The following is a 21,513-nucleotide window of genomic DNA, read 5'->3' as shown; positions in this document are numbered from 1 at the left end:
GCTATGGATAAGATGGCCAAGCCTAGCAAGCCACCCCGGCAATCGCCAGCACCCTCCTGAGCCGCCGTCCTGAGTCACCGCCCTGGACCGGTCGTAAGGGGCTCACCGGGACGCATCGGACAAACCCAACAAGGTCGAATTAAACGGTAGAATGGGCCCATCGTGAACTCATAGAGGACAGCCCCATGGAACTTAGCCCGCTCAATGCCGTTTCCCCCATCGATGGCCGTTACGCCAGCAAGACCGTCGATTACCGCAACATCTTCAGTGAATTTGGCCTGATCCGCCATCGGCTGCTGGTGGAGGTGCGCTGGTTGCAGGCCCTGGCCCAGCACCCCGAGATACCTGAGGTGCCGCCCTTTGGCGAACACGCCAGTAACCTGCTCAACAATATCGTCGAGAAGTTCAGCGAAGAGGACGCGCGCCGGGTGAAGAACATCGAGCGCACCACCAATCACGATGTCAAGGCGGTGGAGTATTTCCTCAAGGAGAAGATCGCCGGTAACGACGAGCTGGAGCGGGTCAGCGAGTTCATCCACTTCGCCTGCACCTCCGAGGACATCAACAACCTGTCTCATGCCCTGATGCTGCGCGAGGGCCGCGGCCAGGTGCTGCTGCAACAGATGGATGATGTGATCGAGGTCATTCGCCGCCTGGCCCATGCCCATGCCGAGCGGCCCATGCTCTCGCGCACCCACGGCCAGCCCGCCTCCCCCACCACCCTGGGCAAGGAGATGGCCAATGTGGTCCACCGCCTGCAGCGCCAGCGCGCCACAGTGGCCAATGTCGAGCTGCTGGGCAAGATCAACGGTGCGGTAGGCAACTACAACGCCCATCAGGTAGCCTATCCCCAGATCGACTGGCCGCGTTTTGCTCAGGACTTTGTCGAATCCCTCGGTCTGAGCTGGAACCCCTACACCACCCAGATCGAGCCCCATGACTACATGGCCGAGCTATTTGACGCCATCGCCCGCTTCAACGCCATTCTCATCGACTTCTGCCGCGATGTCTGGAGCTACATCAGCCTGGGCTACTTCAAGCAAAAGACCCTGGCAGGCGAGGTGGGCTCCTCCACCATGCCGCACAAGGTCAATCCGATTGATTTTGAGAACGCCGAGGGCAATCTGGGCCTGGCCAATGCCTTGTTCAGCCATCTCGGCCAGAAGCTGCCCATCTCCCGCTGGCAGCGCGACCTGACCGACTCCACCGTGCTGCGTAACATGGGCCTGGGCTTTGCCTACACCAGCATCGCCCTGGGCTCGGCCCTGCGCGGCATCGGCAAGCTGGAAGCGGATGACGCCCGCCTGCTGGCCGACCTGGACGCCAACTGGGAGGTGCTGGCAGAGCCGATCCAGACCGTGATGCGCCGCTACGGCATAGATCAACCCTATGAAAAGCTAAAGGAACTGACCCGCGGCCAGCGCATCGATCAGGCCGGCATGGCCCGCTTCATCGACAACCTGGAGCTGCCCGCCGAGGTCAAGGCCGAGCTGCGCGCCCTGACCCCAGACAGCTACACCGGCAATGCCGCCGAGCAGGCGCGGGGGATTTAGGCCGCAGATGAAGGCCATAGCAAGCGCTGCAACAGAGACCCTGGCGGAGCTGGTCGCCAGCGAGCGGCTGGATCAGGCCCGGCTGGGGCTTACACCTGGCCGGGTTCAGCTCAGCGGACGCGAGCCCATGCGCCTGATGGCCCTGGCCCTGTGCCAGCAGGCCCGCCGTCAGATACGCCTGTTCAGCCAGGGCTTCGACCCCTACAGTTACAGCAACCTGGAGTTCTACCAAGCCGTTCGGACGCTGGTACTACGCCGACCCGGCCCTGGGCTGCAGGTCATACTGCAGGACAATGAGGGGGTGCAGCGCAAGGGTCACCGCCTGCTGGACCTGGCACAGCGCCTCAGCTCAGGTATCCAAATCTACCGGCCGCAACTGCCCGAGCACCGCGACCACGCCGAGAACTTTCTGCTGGTGGACGGCCAGGGTTATCTCTTCCAGCCGCTGCACAGCCGCCCGCAGGCCAGCGCCGCCTTTCACGACCCGGCCAAGGCCCGGCAACTCGACCGCTTTTTTGACCAGGTACGCCAATACAGCGAGGCCGACAGCCAACTGCGTCGGTTGTGTATTTGATTTCCTGATTACCCACAAATCTCAGCCAATCGAATAGGGCGGCCCGTGGCCGCCGAGCAACCACTAGGGGCAGGCTTCATTGCTGTGGCTTGGCGGCGGGCGCGGCCCGCCCTATGCCGCACGGCAAAGCTGGCCTCCCACCCCCGGACATGCACGGCCAGCCAAGCCGAGATAATGGCTGAGACACATGGGTAATCAGGATCAGGTTTGATTTTGAGATAACTACTTGCCCCGCCTTTCCTTCAGGGGATGTGCTTGGCGGGTTAGAGCCTGTGCCGGTTCAGGGCCAGCCATTGCAGGGCGATGATGATGCTGGTGGAGTTGGCCCGGCCCCGATACAGCTCGGCCAGAGCCAGTTCGGCGGGCATGACCAGCAGGCGGATGTCTTCCTGCTCCTCGTCAAGGCCGTGAATGCCGCCAAGCCCGGTGCTGTCGATCAGGCCGCAGTAGAGGTGAATCTGCTCGTCGGACAGGCCTGGGCTGACCCAGAAGCGGCAGATGGGGATCAGCTCCAGCAGCTCGGCACCCGCCTCCTCCATGGACTCGCGTCGGGCCACCTGCTGCGGGGTCTCGCCCACGCCTATGTGCCCCCCCACGGTCTCCAGCAGCCAGGCCGCCTGTGCCTGCCCCCCGGAGCCTGCGTAGGCACCGATGCGAAACTGCTCCAGCAGGGCCACCTGATCCCGCTTGGGATCGTAAAGCAGGACCGAGGCCGCGCCCAAGCCTTGCAGGCATTCACGTTGGATCGGCTCGCTCAGGCCACCGGCAAACAGGCTATGGCGCAGTTGGTAGCTGCGCACGCGCAAAAAACCGGCGGGCATGTCACGGGCTTGCAGAATCTCGACCTGCATGGCCTGGGCTGGTGGATCCTCTGCCGGGACCTTCATGCGGGGCTACATCGGTTGCCCAGGGGGTAGTTGCGGGCCGCTTGGTTCGGAATCTGGCTCGGGATCGGTTTGGGGCTGTGCCTTGAGGGCATCCATGAGTTCGGTGCCCTTGTGCCTGGCCGCCTCGCCCGCCTGATCGAGCAGTTCCGCGCCGCGCTTGAGGGCGGGCTTGACCTCTTGTTGCATGAGCCTGCCGCCTTCCTCAGACAAGGCATCCACCACTTCGGCACCCTTCTTTACCCCCTGCTCGGTGGAGTCCTTGATCGCCGCGCCGGTCTCTTCCAGGGCCGGGACTATGTCTCGGATCGCCGAGTCCATGCCTGCCCCGGCCCCGCCGAGCAGGGATTCCATCTTGCCCGGTGCCTGCGCCTCGTCCGGCGGCAGGTCCGCAGCCAGGCCGTGATCGGCCTCGATCTCTGCGGCGATGTCATCGGGCAGATCGCCTTCGGCCAGAGCGGCATCCGGGTTTGCCGCTGTGGTCTCGATCACCTGCTGCGCCGGCACCACCGGGGTGGGCTCTTCACTGCAACCGATCAGCGGCAGCAGACAAAGGGGCAAGATCAGCTGTTTTTTCATCGCCAGTCCTCAGAGTAGTCGTCAATTAAGCCACAGAGGCACAGAGATAATCAAAAAGCCCTCCGTGATCTCTGTGGCTCTGTGGCCAATTACTCAAAAGCCTCAGTCCAGATCTGCCGCCAGGGATTGGCGTACATTCTCCGGTGCCACTACTTCCTCGCGGTAGGCATCGTGGTCTATGCCGGCCTTGATCGCCGCGCCCTGTTTGACCGCGGCACACATTTCTGGACTAAGCTCAAAGCGCACAAAGTGCACCGATGAGGTCTTGTCCTCGGTCTCCCGATCCAGGTCTTCGTTGGCGATGGGGTTGACCCGCTCAAAGCCCTCTACCTGGACATAGAGCCTCTGCTCCACGCCGATGAGCTTGGCCAGCATCTGCTTGCGCTGATCGATGTCGCTGTATTCCATCATGAAGGTGGCCTTCCAGTTGTTGCCATCCGGGATCAGCGGGTTATAGACCTCCAGCTCTTCCTGGATGCCGGCCTTTTCATAGATGCGTTCGATGCGCAGCATTTCCTGCACCTGGTATTTCATCGTCAGGGCATCTTCAAAATACAGGCTGGCGTGCTCGCCAATGGCCAGACGACGGTCTTTTTTGTGCTCCATCACCTGCTGACGGAATACCGGGCGGGCCTCGGCGTATTCCTCCAGGCTGAACAGGTCTTCACGGGTCAGTTTTGCCATGTCAATCCCCTCAGTGGTGGGCGATGGGCTTGTCGGTGAACAGGTAGTCCTTCAGCTCCTTGTCGAAGCTTTGGTCCCTGCGCCTGATCCACTCCAGCACCATGGCGGCGTGTTCCTTTTCCTCGTCCCGGTTGTGGGCCAGTATGGCCTTGAGTTCATCGTCCTTGCAGGCATCGACGCGCTGGTTGTACCAGTCCACCGCCTCCAGCTCTTCCATCAGGGAAAGGATGGCGCGATGCATGTCGCGGGTTGCGTCGCTCAGTTCTTCCACCGGCTCGTGGTAGCCTTCGTTTGCCATGGTGCAGTTCTCCTCGGTTGTGTGAGTTGATAGAAATTCAGGACGCAGAGAGCGCAAAGTTTAGATTTTCAGCTCATTCCGAACCATTTCAGCTCTGCGATCTCTGCGCTACTCGGCGTCCTCTGCGTCCTTATTGTCAGGGTCTTCCGGCTCCAGCCAGAGGTCGCCCAGCTCCAGCTGGATGGCGTCAAAGGGCGCTGCCCTGACCTTGTCGTTACCGGCATAGTTGGCCAGGTTCAGCCAGTGCTTGTCCTGCAGCTGGTAGGTCTCCAGGGTGCGGTAATTGGGGTCCAGCAGCCAGAGCCAGCCCACCCCGTGGCGGGCGTAGATGGCCATCTTCTCTGCCCGGTCGCGCCGCTGGCTGGCCGGTGAAAGAATCTCGCAGACCCAATCCGGCACCACCTCAAAGCGGTGGCCACGGGGCAATTGGGGCATGCGCTCCTTGCGCCAGCCGGCGATGTCCGGCACCAGCACCTCGATATCACGGATCAGGTGCAGCTCGGGTTCGTCGATGATCCACCATCCACCCGGCCCGCCGCGACCGCGCTGGAATGGCACCAGCAGGTCAGCTCCCAGCACCGAATAGGCCAGCGCATGCCCCCCTGCGGGCCGAGGGTTGGCGATCAGGCGGCCATTGTAGATCTCACCCACCTGCCCCTCCGGCAGGGCCACAAGCTGAGCGTAGAGATCCTCCAGTTGCCGGGCCGGCTCGCCCATGGCGGCTAGATCCGGTAGGCCTTGCGCAGCAGGCTGATGGGGTGTTCAGCGGGCTTGCCGCCCCCCATGATCTCTTCGATGTGGTGACCGGCCATGGCGCAGTCGCTACCGAAGTGATCCGGGGCAAACTTTTCCACCCGACTGGCCACCGGCTTACCGATCTTCACGGCAAATTCATGGTATTCCTTCTTCACCGCATAGGTGCCGTCGTGGCCAGAGCAGCGCTCTATGATCTCCACCTGGGTGTCGGGGATCAGCGCCAGGGTCTCGCGGGTCTTCTGGCCGATGTTCTGCACCCGCTGATGACAGGCGGCTTGGTAGCTGACCTTGCCCAGGGGCTGCTTGAACTCAGTGTTCAGCTTGCCTTCCTTGTGGCGCAGCATCAGATATTCAAAGGGATCGTAAAACGCCTCCTTGACCTTCTGCACCTGAGGATCCTTGGGGTACATCAAGGGCAGTTCCTGCTTGAACATGAGCACGCAGGAGGGGATCAGCGCAGTCAGGTCGTAACCTTGATCCACCAGCGCCGCCAGCAGCGGGATGTTGACCTTCTTCGCCTGCTCGACGGATTCCAGATCCCCCAGCTCCAGCTTGGGCATGCCGCAGCACTTGGAGTCGTTGGCCAGCACCACCGGGATGCCGTTGTGCTCGAACACCGCCACCAGGTCTTCACCGGGGCCGGGCTCGTTGCGGTTCATGTAGCAGGTGGCGAACAGGGCCACCTTGCCGGTGGTGCCTGCGGCGGGCTGGGCCTGATTGCGGCTGCTGTGGTTGGCCAGACGCTTCTTCAGGGTGTTGCTCTGAAACTCGGGCAGCTTGGCCTCGGCGCTGACTTCCAGCACGGATTCCAGCACCTTGCGCGCCGGACCCATCTTGTTCACCGCGTTGATGACGTTGGACAGCACGGGAATACCGGCGAAGTTGCCCACTTCCACCGTGCTGGTGAGAATCTTGTCGCGCAGCTTGACCTCGCCCTTCTTGAACTTCACCGCCTTGGCGCGCAGCATCAGGTGGGGGAAATCCAGGTTCCACTCGTGCGGCGGCACATAGGGACACTTGGTCATGTAGCAAAGGTCACAGAGATAGCAGTGATCCACCACCTTCCAGTAGTCGGCCTTGACCACCCCGTCCACTTCCATGGTTTCGGACTCGTCCACCAGATCAAACAGGGTGGGGAAGGACTGGCACAGGCTGATGCAACGACGGCAACCGTGGCAGATGTCAAACACCCGTTCCAGCTCGTGGTACAGGGACTCCTCGTTGTAGAACTCGGGGTTCTTCCAGTCGAGGGCGTGACGGGTGGGCGCCTCCAGATTACCTTCTCTTACGGCCATCTCTCTGTCCTCTCGGTTTTATCGAATTGAAATTCTGCCCCAACCCGCCGGAAGACAGTTCCGGCGGGCGAGGTTCAGGTGCCAAAATCAGGCATCAGAATCAGGCGTCGAGCTGATCCAGGGCCTTCTGGTAGCGATTGGCGTGAGACCGCTCGGCCTTGGCCAGGGTTTCAAACCAGTCGGCGATTTCGTCGAAACCTTCGTCGCGGGCATCCTTGGCCATGCCCGGATACATGTCGGTGTACTCGTGGGTTTCACCGGCAACGGCGGTCTTGAGGTTGTCGGAAGTGGCGCCAAAGGGCAGGCCAGTGGCCGGATCGCCGCATTCTTCCAGGTATTCCAGGTGGCCATGGGCGTGGCCGGTTTCACCTTCAGCGGTGGAACGGAACAGGCTTGCCACGTCTGCATAGCCTTCTACGTCGGCCTTGTTGGCGAAGTAGAGGTAACGACGGTTGGCCTGGGATTCACCGGCAAACGCATCTTTCAGGTGTTGTTCAGTCTTGCTGCCTTTCAGTTCCATAGGTAGTTCCTCGGTTGGTAGTAGGGATGAAAAAGTTCACGCCGATCAGGGCTAGCAAAGAACCCGAGTCGGCGTGGAGACAAAGATAACGGATGGGGGTTATCAATTGAAATCGATAAACTTGAATTGATTGATAGCTTTTCTTTATCAGCCCCCAGCCGGACGGTACCGGGCTGGGGGTTGTGAACCCAAGCTGGCTATCGGGTGATGGCGATGGGGAAGTCCGGTACCACCTGGGGGATCTCGGTCATCGGGTGCTGGCGGCCTCCGGTCAGTTCCTTCACCCGGCTGGTGACGTAGAGATCCAGCTCCTTGAGGTCGATGCGGTGGTCACCGTTGTAGTTGGCCTTCATCTCCTCCATGCCCTCGATCAGCGCCTTGGTGAAGGCCCCGTGACCCCATTCCGGGTTCTCCACGCTGGACTCACGACCGGTGGCGGCGGACATGACCACCACGCCGCCCTCCACCTTGCGCAGGTCACGCAGGGCATCGGTGATGTCGCTGGCGTCACGGGTCAGGCCACGCTTGCCGGTGATGCTGCCGGCATGACAGGTATCGGCCAGCAGCCAGCGGGTACCGGGCAGACGGTCCAGGGTGTCCTGGAACTCATACCACTTGACCCCGGTGCGGCGCAGGCTGTCCATGTCGGTATCATGGGGCATGAAGTAATATTGGCCACCGCCATCCTTGGTGCCGTGGCCGGCAACGAAGATCACCGCCAGATCACGCTGGGTGGTTTCCCGGATGAGCCATTCCAGACCATCCAGGATATTGTCGCGGTCGGCCAGACTGTTGGTCAGCAGGCGGGTCTCCACCCGTTCATACAGCTTGCCCTGCTGGGACTTGAAGGCGCGTGCCACGGCCTCGGCATCCTCGTCGGCAAAGTTGAGGTTGTAGCCCTTGTCCGAATACTTGGATACGCCGATGGACAGGATGTAGAGATTGGGCCTTTCCGCGCCCTCGACCGGCTCGGTCAAGGCCACGGGCACCGTGCCTGCGGCGCGCAGGCCATTGGCAGCGGCGATCTGCGGTTGCGGCCCAGGGGCCGCCGCCTGATAGATGGGGGTGACCGGCTGCACCTGAGGTTGTGGCGGCTGCGGCTGATAGGCGGGCTGGGTCGGATATTGCGCCTGAGGATAGGGCTGTTGCTGGGGCTGCGGCTGATACTGCGGCTGATACTGGGGCTGCTGGCCCGGTTGAACCGGATAAACCGGCTGCTGCTGGGCCTGATACTGGGGTGGCGCGCTGCGCTGGGCAATTTGCAGCAATTGCTGATCGGTCTGCGCCTTTTGCTGGGCCAGTTTTTGCGCCGCCTCGGCGATCAAGGCGTTCTCCTGATCCGGGGAGAAGGCACCGGTGGCGATCATCCCCCGCGCCTGCTGATAGGAACTGATGGCACGTCGGCTGCCTGGACCAATGGCACCGTCGATGCGGCCGGTATAAAAGCCCTCCACCTTGAGGGCCGCCTGCAGGCGCTTTTTGGTACCCCGTTGTTCATAGCCGGCATAGGCCAGGTAACCGCCCAGATCGGCCAGCTCCGCCTGATAAGTCAGAATACCGACCACATCCGGGGTGAGGATGCCGGTGGGCACCATGTTATAGCGCTGCTGGAATTGCATGATGCCGGACTTGGTGGCGTAGGAGTCCAGCTTGCCGTCCATGGGGCCGGAGTAATAACCGGCGGAGGCCAGGGCCTTTTGCACCTTGACCGCTTCCTGATCGACCCTGGGGGCTGCGGCGCGACTGCTGCTGCGTCGGCTGCTGCTGCGCTTCTTCTTGTTCTGCGAGTTGATGATGGCGGTGCCGATGGCGGCACCCACCAGGCCACCAATCAAGGCACGGGAGCCGCTGCCGGCCAGCGCCTGTTGCGGGACCGCCGCTACCGAAAGGCCCAAGGCGGCGGCAAAGACCATGCTTCTGTTCATTTTCTGTAACATTTCTCTATCCCCTATACGCTTTAGATATACATTCCGAACAAACCCTGGGCGCAGTTTGCATCCCCTGTCAGGTAAAGATAATACAGAATCCCTGGAAATGAACCGTTAATTTGGTCACATCATCGGCAACTACCTTATCCACTCTGCGCCCTCCCCGCTTCTCGACTCTGGCACGCCATGCAATCCTTTGCGTCCTCTGCGTCCCTTCGCCGACCTGGCCATGCGGAAGGCAAGGCAGCCCCGCTACCTAGGCCCGGCAAGCTCCGCCACCTTGGCCCGCAGGGCCTCTGAGTCGGGCCGCTGCGCCGAGAGCTTGCGCCAGCTGTTCAGGGCATCATGGCGAAAGCCGTTGGCCTCCAGGTAGCGGGCGAAGGTCAGGCGGCGGGCAAAGTCCTCGCCCAGTTCGGCGCTGATCTGATCCACCCGGTCGGCCTGCTGGTTGGTGGCGATGGAGAAATCCGCCGTGCTGAAGATCATGTCTTCGCCCTGTTTTGCCTCCAGCTCCCAGGTCAGGCGCTCACCCTGGGGCAGTTCGACGTCCTTGGGCAGGCGGAAACGGCCGATATCGCTGTTGCCGATAAACAGGGACTTGCCCTGTTCCGAGAGGATCTCCAGCCGATAGCTGAAATCCTTCTCGCTCTGGCCATGCACCCGCCAGCTGAAGATGGGACGGGGTTCGAGGATGGTTGAAGCCACCGGATAGGTCAGCTCGATCACCTGCTCCTGGGGCATGGCCTTGCGCATCAGTACCGCCGCCTGGCTCAGTTGCGCCGAGGACAGCATGGCCCCCTCGCTGGAGAGCAGCAATGCCTCCCCGGCCAGCGGCTGGCCATCTACCTGTACCTGCTCTTCCACCAGCACGGCCTGCACCCCGCCGGGTAGATCGAACTCCTTGCCTGAGCGATAAAACACCAGCTTGAGGCTGGCATCCGCCGCCAGGTCAAGGGTGCTGCCGGCCGACAATTCCGCCAGCAGGTTGACCGGCTGCCCGGCCAGGCGCACATCCCCCTGCACATCGGTGACCATGGCCACGGGGGCCTCCGCCAAGGCAGGATTGAGGCCCAACCCGATCAGACCCAACAAAATAATCAGCCGAATTTTCATTGACATAGTTCCTTCCCCCTTGTGTGAAACGCATTTGATCAAATCACCACCGGCGACGGCGGCCCGCCCGGCACCGCCGGCCAGCCGTAGATGGCCACCGGCGAGCGCCCCTTGACCGGGATCTCACCCAGGTCATCAAAGCCTTCGGTGGGCATCAGGGCCTGATACACCGCCGCCGACACCACTACCGGGTAGCCGGTCTGTTTGGTCAGCCCTTCCAGACGGCTGGCGGTGTTTACCACATCACCGATGGCAGTATAGTCATTTCGCTCGGCCGAGCCGATATTTCCCACGATCACCTCGCCCAGATGCAGGCCGATGCCGATCTTCAGCTGCGGCAGCCCTTCCTCGGCAAAGGCCTGATTCAGACGCCGCAAGCGCTCCAGCTTCTCCTCGGCGGCGGCCATGGCGTTGCGCGCCGGTACGGCGGTGGGCTGGGGGGCACCGAATACCGCCATGATGCCATCGCCGATGAACTTGTCCACCGTGCCGTCGTGGTTCTGGATGGCGCTGGCCATCTCGCCCAGATAGCGGTTGAGAAAGGCCACCAGCTGGGTCGGCGGCATCTTCTCGCTCAGGGTGGTGAAATTGCGGATATCGGAGAACATCACGCAGGCATACTGCTGCTTGCCGGACACCCCAGGCTCCAGCCGTCCGCTGAGGATCTCTTGCAGCACCTGCGGGCTGACATAGCCCTTGAACAACTCCTTGAGGCGGCTGCGTTCGGCGATCTGCATCCAGAGCTCAACCCCCTGCCGCCCGGCCAGCACCAGTAGAAGGCCCAGCAGCAACTGGCCTGCGGGCAGGAAATGCCCCTGGCCGAGCAGGCCATACTGGACCAGCAACAGACCAGGGGTGAAGGCAAGGCCCAGCAGCAGGGCCGCTCGCGGCGTGGCCGCAGGCCACCAGAGCAAGGCCAGCAGGAGCAACAGCAGATGCGCCAACACCTGTGGCAGGGGTTGAATGAAGCCATCCAACAGCAGGTTGCGCAGGGCCTGGGCATGGATCAGCACCCCAGGCACGAAGTGGTTGTTGTGTTCCTCCCAGGCGGCCAGATTGACCGGTTGATAGTGCCGATCCTCAAACGGCAATACGCTGCCCAGCAGCACCACCTTGTCGGCAAAGGTCCGGCGCAGGCGATCGCCCTCCCCTTGCCGGTACCAGTCCAGCATCTGTTGCAGGGGCACATAGTCCAGCGCCCGGCCCTGGCTGTAGTCGATCAGCCCCGCGTTGGCCTCCAGCCCCAGGTGTCCGGCCATACGGCTGACCAGGGTCGGCAGGGGCCGCTGTGCCGCGCCCAACATGGGGGTGAAACGGCGTACCACCCGGTCCGGGTCCAGCTTCCACAGGACAAAGGCCTGCCCCTGGTTACCCACCAGCGACAGAAAGGGGGAGTGCACCTTGCGCGTATTGCCGTTTTGATCAATGGTGATGCCCAGCACCACCGAGGCCACCTGGCGCATGGCCAGCAGGCCCTGCAGCAGCTTCTGATCATAGCCTGGGGCGAGACTATTGTAGGAGCGGTCCGGCAGGGCCAGATCCAACCCCACCACCTTAGGGCCAACCAGGGCCAAGGCCTGGAACATCTCGCCCAGATGCGGGTGCCAGAGGGCAAAGGGCTCGGGGAAGCTCTCGTAGGTCTGCTCATCGATGCCGATGAGCACCACATCGGCATCCCGTTGATCCGGGCTGATCTGGCGCTTCAGCTGGAACTGCCAATCGAGCAGCAGCAGGTCGAAACGCTCCACTCCGGGCAGCAGGGGCAACGCCAGCAGCACCCCCAGCAGCACGACAAGGCCTATCCGTCTGCGCCTTTGCCAGGCCTCTGGGGATAGCGCCCGGCTCATCGGCCACCCGCCTCCCCGCTGTGTACTGGGGCGGTCAGCAACTGGGCCGACGAGGCCCCTTGCCGACCAGGCTGCCAGGCCTGAGATTGCAGGCCGATGGGGATTGGGATAGAGCGGGAGATTGCCATGGGCGGATTCTCCGGCCTGACCGCGCCCTTGTCCAGAGCCAATCAGATAGAGAATCGGCCTCCCCCTTTGCAAAAAGGGGATTGAGGGGGATTGAAGCCCCCCTGCCCCCTTTGTAAAGGGGGGAATCTGACTCCCCCTTGTTGAAGGCGAGAGGGGGCAAGTCGTTACAGACGAGCTAACATTGAGAGGCAAGTAGTTGATCCCAGATCGGGGTTGATGCAGGATGATCGGCTCGGAGGAGGCCCAATAGCTCGGTCCCAGTCCGATCCCAGGCCTGCCCATTGCGCTCACCTTTGCCCCGAAGCGCCCGCCCTGCCTTGTGCAGAACACCCGTCGGGCCGATGAGTTTAACCTGCCAGCTGGCACACCACAGGAGACACCATGGACCTGTTACGCACCCTCGGGTTGGACAAACCCATCGAAGACCCTGCCGAAGAGCGCGAGCGCCTGCACCTTTATATCAATCTCAAGCTGGCCTCCTCCGGGCAACCCTATTACAGCGATACCGACGCCGAGGGCCTGCTCAACATCGCCGGTGATCTGCTGCAGGCCTATCGGGAGAAGAACCGCCTGTTATCCAATTATCTGTGCCCGGTGGATAGCCGCATCCAAGGCTTCATCAACAACTACCTGGCCGACCTGGAGCTTCCCAGCATACCGCGCCTGCCCGCCCAGACCTTTGTGCTTGACCGCCACGGCCTGGCCCGTGAACTATCCCTGCCTATGGATGGCGATGAATTCCGCTCCAACATCATCTCCAGCTACCGTATCAAGCAGGGCGTGCTGCACAACCCCGCCAGCGATCGGCGCACCACCCAGGGCTCCTTCCATGTGGCCGAGGGTGGCCTGCCCATCCCCGGCGACAAGAAGGCGGTGCCCAAGCGCAGCTTTGCCCTGATGCTGGGCGCGGCCCTGAATCCACCCCAAGCCCTGAACCGGGTACCCTTCGCCGCCAACCGCGAGCAGCAGGTAGAGATCATGGTATCCCTGCTACTGCGTCCGGTGATCTGCCCGGCCATTCCGGGCATAGAGGCGGAAAAATCCATGGAGATCCGCTTCTTCGCCCCCGGCAACCTGGTCAGTAACCTGGACTTTGTCGAGAGCATCTTCGGCAACGGCGGCAACCCCAACCTGGCCCAGTTCGACGCCGCCCTGGACGTGGAGCACTGGAGCGGCCACAGCGGCTGCGTCATCCTCGCCCCGCAGCTGACCCGGCTGACCAAGAAGCAGCTGGCCCTGCCCCATTGGGATGACGCCAACGAGCGCCAACGCCACGAGGGCATGTGCTGGCGCGATGAGAACGAACTGTACAACGACGGCGAGGCGTTCAAGATCACCGCACGGGACCTCAGCGGCACCATAGTCACCATCCTGGCGGACAACTACTACGGCTACTGCAAAAAGGAGGTGAAGACCCAGATCAGCTTCGCCGCCAATCTCTACGGCCTGGCCGAGGAGGAACACGCCGGTGGTGCCCTGGCCTTCCAGCGGCGCAACCACGGCGAGGAGTTCGGCGTCGATAGCCGCACCCGCGAGCCCGGTTACGGTTTCGACGAAATGGTGCAGCGCTATGGCGCGATCATGGATCTGCAGCCCGAGGGCTATGCCATCGACAAACGCTTTGCCGACATCATCTACCTGCATCAGGATCTGCGCATGGACCTGAACACGCAGAGGATCAGCTGGCGCTACCAGGGCCAGCAGCAGAGCATGCGCCTGCAGCCGGGCAAGATCTACATGCAGCCCAACGGCTACAAGGTCGAGATGATGAAACACCCCGGCGCGCCCTCCTGGCGCCTGGTGGGCACGGATGCCGAGGGCACCTTCTGCCACAAGCCCTGCACCGTCTCCGGCGGCGGCAAGTCGGAGATATCCAAATCCCTGGAGGACGCGGTGATCTACGCCCCCCTGTTTGTCGATCACCTGGAGACCGACCTGGAACGGGTGCGCGAGATCTTCGAGCGCGACTACAGCAACCGCTTCCGCCCCGGCCACGAGGGCGAGGACCGTGACCCCAGCCGCCAACCCCTGAGCAGCGAACGCAGCCTGGGCTCGGTAATCAAGCTGCTCACCCCCTCCTCCAGCCACACCGACGAATACAACGCCTGGCTGGCGGAGATCCCGCCGCGCATCCTCGCCCTGGTGTTCCTGATCAAGCGATTCTATCGCCCGGAATGGGGCGACGACTGGCACCGCTATCTGTCGGTGGACGAGGTGGACGGCGCCCCCGGTCATGAACTCAAGCTCTACGAGCGGCGCATCATCGCCTCCTACCTGCGCCTCGGCTTCGACCCCAAAGGCAAGTGGCGTACCTTCAAGGTCCGCCAGGACTTCATCGCCGCCGAGAAGGTGCAGATGGAGGACGACATCAGCGCCTCGGTGGTGGCCCCGGCGCATCTGCTCTGCGACTGCTTTACCGGTCGCCCCAGCGACCGCAGCCTGAAGCTGGTAAAAAACTGCGAATATCGCCTGTTCCAGCGCCCGGATGACGCCGTTATCCCCGGCTATGACAAGCAGGCCGAGCAAGACATGGCCAGCCTGGACAACTTCATCGCCAACTACGAGCCGCTGGATCAAACCAAGCTCGCCGCCGTGACCGAGGACGTGCTCAACTTCTGCGCCTTCACAGACCCCATGCGCAACCTGCTGCAGCGCGCCCGTGAGGACGGCGACAGCTATGTGGTCTCCTCCGCCCATCCGCGGATTGTCGATGGCAAACCCTCGAAGAACCCTCGCTATCTGCAGACCCGTCTCGACCTGCAGCACCCCATCCGCACCTACGTGGCGGAAATGGGCGCGCGCCTGCACCGCAAGCTGCCGCTGGATCAGCCCCTCTGCCACCCGGTGGATGCAGTGCTCACCGGCCGGCGCAACAACCCGCCGGAGCCGGGCATCCGCCCCCTGGCGGTGTACAACCCGATCCACTATCAGGAGCTACCGGAGTTGTTCATGGACTTTGTCTGCTCGCTCACCGGCAAGTCCCCCTCCACCACCGGAGCCGGCAGCGAGGGCGCTCTGACCAAGGGCCCGTTCAACGCCCTGCGCCCCACCGCCGATCTGAACAACGCCCTGGTGTCCTACATCCTTACCGACTACCCCGGCTTCTCCAGCTCGGCCGGCCACATTGGCCCCAATGTGCGCGTCGATCACGACATCAGCCTGCTCATCCCGGAGATCTGGGCCCGCCTCGACCCCCAGGAGCGCGACCCCAGGTATCTGATCGAAAAAGGCTATCTGGAAAAGCTCGAAGACTTCGAGCATCAGGGCAAACGGGTGCTGGCGAGCCGTCTGGGCTATCGCATCACCGAGCGCTTCGTCCACGGCTATATGGGCAAGATCTTCGACAACCCCAACGCCGCCCTCACCGACGCCATCCTCCGCCCCGAGACCCAGGACATCGACTGCTTCGTCGATGGCATCAACAACATCGTCGAGGCCCAGCAAAAGGTGGCCCAGCGCTACATCGATGACGGCAGCATCGACGAGGCCTGTCCGCCGCTCAAGGCCCTGCTCTATATCATGGCCCAGGGCCATTACCAGGGTCTGGACGCGCACCACCCCAGCATCCGCGCCATGTTCAACCGCGACTACCTGCTCAACGCCGACTGGTATCAGGAGCGCCTGGAGGTCAAGCAGGAACGCGACATCCAGCTGTGGAAACGCCACGTCCACAGCCTGCAGGAGTTCAACGACCTGGCCAGCCACAGCGACGTGGCCGAGCGCCTCAACGTCGCCGAGCGGCTGGAGCTGGCCAAACAACGCCTGGAACAGGTGCAATCGGCCGACTACCTGGAACAACTGGTAGGCACCCTCGGCGCCGACCCCCTGCGACCCTACCGCGAAACCCAGCAAATGCAACAGCAGGCCGCTTGATGTTCGGAATGCCATTAGGGGACGCAGAGACCGCAAAGAAGCGCAGAGAACGCAGAGATGAATTAGATCAACTGCAAGGCCTCTTGTCCCCTCTCCCCCCTGGGGAGAGGGCTAGGGAGAGGGGGGCAGATCGTACAACTGTAGCCCGGATGCAGCGAAGCGAAATCCGGGGTGACCCTTTGCACCTCCGAGCGGGTGCTCGGAGCTCCCAGGATGATGCAATACAAACTCCGCGTCCTCTGCGCTCCTCCGCGCCCTCTGCGTCCTTAAATCTCAGCACAACCCTGGCCACCGGGCTTTGCCTGCTCAGCCTGTTCAGTGCCAACCTTTATGCAGACTTCGACTTGCCCAAGCCTAATGCCAACAAGAATCCAGACAGCAGCTTCGAAACCTGGCTCAAACACAAACTCTGGCCCGACGCCCAGGCCCGTGGCATCAGCCCGCAGACCTTCGCCGCCGCCACTCGTGGTCTAGAACCTGACTGGAGCCTGCCGGACCTGATCAAGCCCGGCCAGGCCGAGCCAGACAGCAAGGGCCAGACCGAGTTCGGCAACCCCTCCGCCTACTTCAAACCGGGCAACATCAACTTTCTGCTGAGCAAGGTCAAATCCCTGGAACAACGCTGGGACAAGACCTTCAGCCAGATCGAACAGCGCTACGGCGTGCCGCGCCACATCATCCTCGCCATCTGGGGGCGGGAGACCGCCTTCGGCCAAGCCAAGCTGCCCCACGATGCCATCCGCGCCCTGGCCACCCTCGGCTACGCCGGTGCACGCAAGGAGGAGTTCTACCCGGAATTGCTCGCCGCCCTGCAAATCCTCCAGCAGGGCCACATCGGCCGCGATGGTCTGAAAAGCTCCTGGGCCGGTGCCCTTGGCCACCCCCAGTTCATGCCCTCCAAATTCCTCGAATTTGCCGTGGATTTTGACGGCGATGGCAAGCGCGACATCTGGAACTCGGTGCCCGATAGCCTGGCCTCCATCGCCAATTTCCTCAAGCAACACGGCTGGAATCCCCAGCGCGACTGGGGCCAAGAGGCGCTAATTCCCGCCTCCGTCGGCTGCCACCTGGAAGGGCCGGATCAGGGCCAGCCCGGAGTGGCCTGGCGCAGGCTTGGCATCCAAACCCGGCTGCCTGAGGATCAGGGGGCTGGGCAATTCTTTCTGCTCATGCCCGCCGGCCGCTACGGCCCCGGCTTTCTCGTCAGCGAGAACTTCTATGTGCTCAAGGACTACAACGAATCTGACCTCTACGCCCTGTTCATCGGCCACCTGGCCGACCGCATGCAGGGCGGCCAGCCCTTTGAGCAACTCTGGCAGGACGTGCAGGGCCTCAAACGCCGCGATGTGCGCCGGATGCAGGAGCGGCTGATCCAACTCGGCCACGACGTCGGCGGCGCCGATGGCCTGGTCGGCTTCAAAACCCGCCGCTCCATCGGCCGCTGGCAACAAAGCCAAGGCCTCAAACCCAGCTGCTGGCCGGATCGGGAGTTGGTCAAGCGGCTCCAATGAGTAATCAGATGGGACGCAGAGGGCGCAAAGGAGCGCAGAGAACGCAGAGATTCAAAATTTCACCCGCTCTTTAGCATGGATGCTGCGAAGCGAAAGCCAGGGTGGAGTGCGCTAGACAGTGGGCATGTCTGTAATTACGGTGACACTTTACCAATTACACTAATTTTAGTTGTCTCGGGTCATTCTTCTTCGAAGGGGGCCGGGCACGATGATACGTAGGGAAATGGGTAAATGGTAACCTGTCACCGTAATTCCCTAAGGTGCTCATTGATCAGCCCGGCCAGTTGTTGCACGTAGGGCTGTTCCATCATCTGTCCGTGCGAGCCGTCCATCCAGCGCAGGCAGACCCCTCCGCTTGCCAGCCCCTGCCAACCGCTGTAGTCATCCCCCGGGACACCGGGTGCCTGGCGCGAGGATAGCCTTGGGCGCACCAGCAGCAGGCGTCCCTCCAGGCCGCGTGGCTGGTAGCGTACCGCCGCCAGGCCGTTGTTCTGGAACAGCGTCAACAGACGTCGCATACCGGCTCGATCCATGCCTTCAGGCAGGAAGTCCGTGCCCTGGCCGCGTTCCAGGATGAGATCCAGGCGCTCGGTCGGGCTCAGCGGTCGTAACTCCTCCGCCTTCACCAGGTCGAGTTCCTCGAACAGTATGGCCAGGTACTCCGCCTCATCCTGACGCAACAGATCGCGCACCGGGTCGGCGACCGCCACGGCATCAAACAGCAGCACATCGCTGGTTTGCTGACCGCTGCGCTGCCATTGGTAGGCCGCCTCGTAGGCGAGCAGGCCGCCAAAGCTCCAACCGGCAAAGATCAGGGGGCCGCCGGGCAGGACCTCGCGCAAGGCCCGCAGATAGGCCGCGGCCATCTCCTCCACACTCGCCAGCAGCGGTTGATGGGCCTCCAGACCGTAGGACTGGACCATGTACAGCGGCCGCTCCGGGCCCAGGGCCTGGGCCAGGCCTTGATAGCAGAGCACGTTACCACCCACCGGGTGAAAGCAGACCATGGGGGTCAGGCCGCCTGTGGCGTGAATGGCAACCACCGGGTGCCAGTCCGAGCCCCGCGCCGAGTCATCGATGCGGCTGGCCAGCCGCGCCACGCTGGAATGGGCGAACAGGTCCGCCAGCGGCAGGTGTATGCCAAAGGCCCGCTCCACCGCCGCCAGCAGGCGTACCGCCAGTACGCTGTGGCCGCCCAGCACAAAGAAATCGGCATCTATATCCTCCACCGGGAAATCCAGCACCTCGGACCAGATCCTGAGCAGTCGGGCTTGGGTTTGGGTTTCCGCAGGGCGCGTCTGGGTCGGTCGGCTGGCGGTTTCCGGGGCAGGCAGCCGCGCCTCATCCACCTTGCCGTTGGCGGTGAGGGGGATCTCCTCCAGCGGGATCAGCCAGGACGGCACCAGATAGGTCGGCAGGCGGGCATCCAGGTCGGTCTTGCAGGCGGCCAGGTCGAACCCGGCGCGGGGCACCAGGTAGGCCGCCAGTAGCAGATTGCCGTCGTGATGGGGGTCGCAGGCGAGCACCCTCACCTGGCGGATCAGGGGGTGGGCGGCGATTGCGTCCTCCACCTCGGCAAGCTCGATGCGATTACCGCGAATCTTCACCTGCCGATCCTCGCGGCCGAGAAAATGCAGCAGCCCGCCGCTCAGCCATCGGCCCAGATCGCCGCTGCGATACCAGATTCGACCCTGCCCATCGGTAACGAAGCTGCGCGCGCTCAGCTCGGCATCGGCCAGGTAGCCGCGCCCTACCCCGGCACCGCCGATGCGGATCTCGCCGGGCACGCCCTGGGGCAGGGGCAGGCCGTTGCCATCACAGACCTGAATACTGACGCCGCGCAGGGGCAGGCCAATGGGGGGTGGCTGGATTGCCGACCAGTTGCCTGAGGTCATGATGTGCTGGCAGGCGGCGACACAGGTCTCGGTGGGGCCATAGGCGTTGACCAGGCGGGCATCGCCATGCCCCTCCAGGGCGTAGAAGCGGCGCGGCAACTCGCTCTGCACGGCCTCGCCGCCGAGGATAAAGGTCCGCGCCGAGGTCCGCGCCCCGCTCTCGCTCCAGAAGTCGAGCAGCAGGGCGAACAGGCTCGGCGTGGTGTCACACAGATCGAGCCTGCGCTCCTGGATAAAGGCGTGCAGCCGGGCAGGATCGCGCCGGGTCTCTTCACCCGGTATGTGCAGGCTATGGCCATTGAGCAGGGTGGCGAAGATTTGCTTGACACAACCATCGAAGGCAAAAGAGGCAATGGCAGATACATTCAGGCCCTCGGCCACCGCCGGATACAGGCTGAACAGGGTCTCGGCCACATGCTCGGCAAGATTGACCACCGAGCGGTGCTCGATCATCACCCCCTTGGGCTGGCCGGAGGTACCGCTGGTGAAGATCACATAGGCCAGATTGTCGGCGGCCACCTCGGTCGGCAGGGGGGCGGTATCCAACCGGTCCAGGGCGCGGGCATCGTAGCGCTGGCGCTGCGCCTGTCGGGTCGGTCCCTGGATGCCGGGCCGGATCAGCAGGTCATAGGCATAGCGGGCCGGCTCGAAGCCCTCGGCGGCGACGGCGCTGAAGCTCAACGCCGGGGGCGCATCCTGCTCCGCCGCCCAGTCCGCAAAAAAGGCCTGCGGCACGAACAGATCCTCGGGGAAGTCGAGCCGGGTCTGATAGCCTGCCCCGGCATGGTCGCGGGCGAATGCCGCCAGGTCTGCCAGATAGGCAGAGCGCCGCTCCAGATCCCAGACGCTGCCGGCCAGGATGGCCCCGCCTGGGGCCAACAGCTTGAGCGCCTTATCCAGCACCTGGCGCAGATAGGCAAAGCCGGGGAAATTCTCGATCACGCTGTTGAGCACGATCAGATCGAAACTGCCTGGCTGGAACAGATCTATGTCCCTGGCGGCAAGCTGGCGCACCGAGACCTGGGTCAGGCCATGGGCCTGGGCATAGTGCGCCACCCGCTCGATATTGCGCCGGGAGATATCCGTCGCCAGGTAGGACGCCGCCAGGGGTGCCAGATGGCGCATGGTGAACCCCGAGGCGCATCCGATCTCCAGCACCCGCGCATTCTCCCCCAGCACCGATGCGGCCAGACGCCGGGCATTGGCCCCAAAGGCGTGCATCGCCTGCGCGGGCAGCGGCAAGCCGGTGAAGGCGCTCTTCCAGCCACCGGCGGCGATATCATCGGCCCCCTCGCCGGCCAGATGATCCCACAACTCGGTGGACATCATCGCCCCCGGCGCCTCGATCAGGCTGTCCATGTCGTTACTATCAAGGCAGAGGATCTGGCGCAACGCCGGGCATTGCCACTGGAGCCGGTGCAGATCCCGAATCAGGCTGGCCTGGGACACCAGCAAGGGGGCCGCCGCCCGATCGAGCAGCTGTGCCCGGCGTGCCAGCGGCAGCATGGGGTCGATCGGGACATAGGCGCAGCCCGCCTGCAACACGCCCAGGGCCGCGGCGACAAAATACCGGTTACGCTCGAACATCAGGCCGATGCAGCTCTCCCTGGCCAGCCCCCTGGCCTGAATGAAACGGCCGATACGCCGTGCCTCCCGGTCGAGTTCGGCATAGCTCAGGTCGGCCGTTTCGTCCCGCACCGCAAGCCTGTGCGGATGGCTTGCCACCCTGCGCGCAAAGCAGGCGACAATGCTCTCGCCAGGCCCCAGACCCGGCCCGACTGCCTGGCCCCTGGGCTCGATCTGGCCCGACTGGGGGTCAAACGGCAAATCACCGATCTTCATTCCAAATTCCTCAGTTAAGCCACAGAGACACAGACGACCCACAGGATGTGGGAAGGGGGTAATTCGCACCCCCTCTCCCCAGGGGGAGAGGGGAGAAGAGGCCTGAGCAGTGTAGCTACTTACCCACTCTCATCTTTAAGGAGAGAGAGTCAAACACCCCCTTTACAAAGGGGGAGGTGCCAAAATCCCCCTCAATCCCCCTTTTGCTAAGGGGGAGGCCAAACTACCCCAA

General features: G+C 63.1%; 15 protein-coding genes. 4 read left to right on the top strand and 11 right to left on the bottom strand.

Annotated features, from left to right (window positions below; genetic code table 11):
- Positions 1-185: 185 nt before the first annotated feature.
- Complete coding sequence (gene purB / locus D5125_13595) at positions 186-1,553, top strand: adenylosuccinate lyase (protein ID QFY90431.1); 1,368 nt, start codon at positions 186-188, stop codon at positions 1,551-1,553.
- Positions 1,554-1,560: 7 nt separating this feature from the next.
- Positions 1,561-2,127 (top strand): hypothetical protein, encoded by a 567-nt coding sequence (locus D5125_13590; GenBank protein ID QFY90430.1) that lies wholly within the window; start codon positions 1,561-1,563, stop codon positions 2,125-2,127.
- A 263-nt stretch (positions 2,128-2,390) separates the two neighbouring features.
- On the opposite strand, the gene D5125_13585 is transcribed toward D5125_13590, so the two are convergent.
- From D5125_13585 to D5125_13540, 10 genes are all read right to left on the bottom strand, one after another.
- Positions 2,391-2,978 (bottom strand): NUDIX domain-containing protein, encoded by a 588-nt coding sequence (locus D5125_13585; GenBank protein ID QFY91164.1) that lies wholly within the window; start codon positions 2,976-2,978, stop codon positions 2,391-2,393.
- A 42-nt stretch (positions 2,979-3,020) separates the two neighbouring features.
- Positions 3,021-3,590: a hypothetical protein gene (locus tag D5125_13580; protein ID QFY90429.1), complete on the bottom strand. Its 570-nt coding sequence runs from the start codon at positions 3,588-3,590 to the stop codon at positions 3,021-3,023.
- 102 nt (positions 3,591-3,692) lie between these two features.
- The gene (locus D5125_13575) at positions 3,693-4,274 is read right to left on the bottom strand and encodes a DUF3501 family protein (GenBank protein ID QFY90428.1); all 582 of its coding nucleotides are present in this window, start codon (positions 4,272-4,274) and stop codon (positions 3,693-3,695) included.
- 10 nt (positions 4,275-4,284) lie between these two features.
- Positions 4,285-4,572 carry a ferritin gene (locus D5125_13570; GenBank protein QFY90427.1) on the bottom strand — a complete coding sequence of 96 codons (288 nt, stop codon included), beginning with the start codon at positions 4,570-4,572 and terminating at the stop codon, positions 4,285-4,287.
- Positions 4,573-4,680: 108 nt separating this feature from the next.
- Positions 4,681-5,289 carry a Uma2 family endonuclease gene (locus tag D5125_13565; GenBank protein QFY90426.1) on the bottom strand — a complete coding sequence of 203 codons (609 nt, stop codon included), beginning with the start codon at positions 5,287-5,289 and terminating at the stop codon, positions 4,681-4,683.
- 5 nt (positions 5,290-5,294) lie between these two features.
- Complete coding sequence (locus D5125_13560; GenBank protein QFY90425.1) at positions 5,295-6,623, bottom strand: Fe-S oxidoreductase; 1,329 nt, start codon at positions 6,621-6,623, stop codon at positions 5,295-5,297.
- 100 nt (positions 6,624-6,723) lie between these two features.
- Complete coding sequence (locus D5125_13555; protein ID QFY90424.1) at positions 6,724-7,143, bottom strand: rubrerythrin; 420 nt, start codon at positions 7,141-7,143, stop codon at positions 6,724-6,726.
- A gap of 197 nt (positions 7,144-7,340) precedes the next feature.
- Positions 7,341-9,068: a caspase family protein gene (locus D5125_13550; protein ID QFY90423.2), complete on the bottom strand. Its 1,728-nt coding sequence runs from the start codon at positions 9,066-9,068 to the stop codon at positions 7,341-7,343.
- A 255-nt stretch (positions 9,069-9,323) separates the two neighbouring features.
- Positions 9,324-10,184 carry a hypothetical protein gene (locus D5125_13545; GenBank protein ID QFY90422.1) on the bottom strand — a complete coding sequence of 287 codons (861 nt, stop codon included), beginning with the start codon at positions 10,182-10,184 and terminating at the stop codon, positions 9,324-9,326.
- Positions 10,185-10,222: 38 nt separating this feature from the next.
- Complete coding sequence (locus D5125_13540) at positions 10,223-12,031, bottom strand: adenylate/guanylate cyclase domain-containing protein (protein ID QFY90421.2); 1,809 nt, start codon at positions 12,029-12,031, stop codon at positions 10,223-10,225.
- Between the two features lie 510 nt (positions 12,032-12,541).
- On the opposite strand from D5125_13540, the gene D5125_13535 reads away from it, so the two are divergent.
- Positions 12,542-16,033, top strand: a complete 3,492-nt coding sequence (locus D5125_13535; protein QFY90420.1) for a hypothetical protein — start codon at positions 12,542-12,544, stop codon at positions 16,031-16,033.
- Positions 16,034-16,182: 149 nt separating this feature from the next.
- Positions 16,183-17,544: a lytic murein transglycosylase gene (locus D5125_13530; GenBank protein QFY90419.1), complete on the top strand. Its 1,362-nt coding sequence runs from the start codon at positions 16,183-16,185 to the stop codon at positions 17,542-17,544.
- Positions 17,545-17,786: 242 nt separating this feature from the next.
- Here D5125_13530 and D5125_13525 read toward each other — a convergent pair whose 3' ends face one another.
- The gene (locus D5125_13525) at positions 17,787-21,281 is read right to left on the bottom strand and encodes an AMP-binding protein (GenBank protein ID QFY90418.1); all 3,495 of its coding nucleotides are present in this window, start codon (positions 21,279-21,281) and stop codon (positions 17,787-17,789) included.
- Positions 21,282-21,513: the final 232 nt, after the last annotated feature.

It is taken from the genome of gamma proteobacterium SS-5 (assembly GCA_009497875.2).
GTDB lineage: Bacteria > Pseudomonadota > Gammaproteobacteria > Chromatiales > Chromatiaceae > Magnetovirga > Magnetovirga frankeli.
This window is presented reverse-complemented; position numbering and strand designations above follow the sequence as displayed.

Coding starts and splice junctions, on each gene's coding strand:
- D5125_13530 (QFY90419.1), top strand. CDS start 16,183: ATGCAGCGAAGCGAAATCCGGGGTGACCCTTTGCACCTCCGAGCGGGT.
- D5125_13590 (QFY90430.1), top strand. CDS start 1,561: ATGAAGGCCATAGCAAGCGCTGCAACAGAGACCCTGGCGGAGCTGGTC.
- D5125_13555 (QFY90424.1), bottom strand. CDS start 7,143: ATGGAACTGAAAGGCAGCAAGACTGAACAACACCTGAAAGATGCGTTT.
- D5125_13580 (QFY90429.1), bottom strand. CDS start 3,590: ATGAAAAAACAGCTGATCTTGCCCCTTTGTCTGCTGCCGCTGATCGGT.
- D5125_13550 (QFY90423.2), bottom strand. CDS start 9,068: ATGAACAGAAGCATGGTCTTTGCCGCCGCCTTGGGCCTTTCGGTAGCG.
- D5125_13535 (QFY90420.1), top strand. CDS start 12,542: ATGGACCTGTTACGCACCCTCGGGTTGGACAAACCCATCGAAGACCCT.
- D5125_13560 (QFY90425.1), bottom strand. CDS start 6,623: ATGGCCGTAAGAGAAGGTAATCTGGAGGCGCCCACCCGTCACGCCCTC.
- D5125_13540 (QFY90421.2), bottom strand. CDS start 12,031: ATGAGCCGGGCGCTATCCCCAGAGGCCTGGCAAAGGCGCAGACGGATA.
- D5125_13575 (QFY90428.1), bottom strand. CDS start 4,274: ATGGCAAAACTGACCCGTGAAGACCTGTTCAGCCTGGAGGAATACGCC.
- purB (QFY90431.1), top strand. CDS start 186: ATGGAACTTAGCCCGCTCAATGCCGTTTCCCCCATCGATGGCCGTTAC.
- D5125_13565 (QFY90426.1), bottom strand. CDS start 5,289: ATGGGCGAGCCGGCCCGGCAACTGGAGGATCTCTACGCTCAGCTTGTG.
- D5125_13585 (QFY91164.1), bottom strand. CDS start 2,978: ATGCAGGTCGAGATTCTGCAAGCCCGTGACATGCCCGCCGGTTTTTTG.
- D5125_13525 (QFY90418.1), bottom strand. CDS start 21,281: ATGAAGATCGGTGATTTGCCGTTTGACCCCCAGTCGGGCCAGATCGAG.
- D5125_13545 (QFY90422.1), bottom strand. CDS start 10,184: ATGAAAATTCGGCTGATTATTTTGTTGGGTCTGATCGGGTTGGGCCTC.
- D5125_13570 (QFY90427.1), bottom strand. CDS start 4,572: ATGGCAAACGAAGGCTACCACGAGCCGGTGGAAGAACTGAGCGACGCA.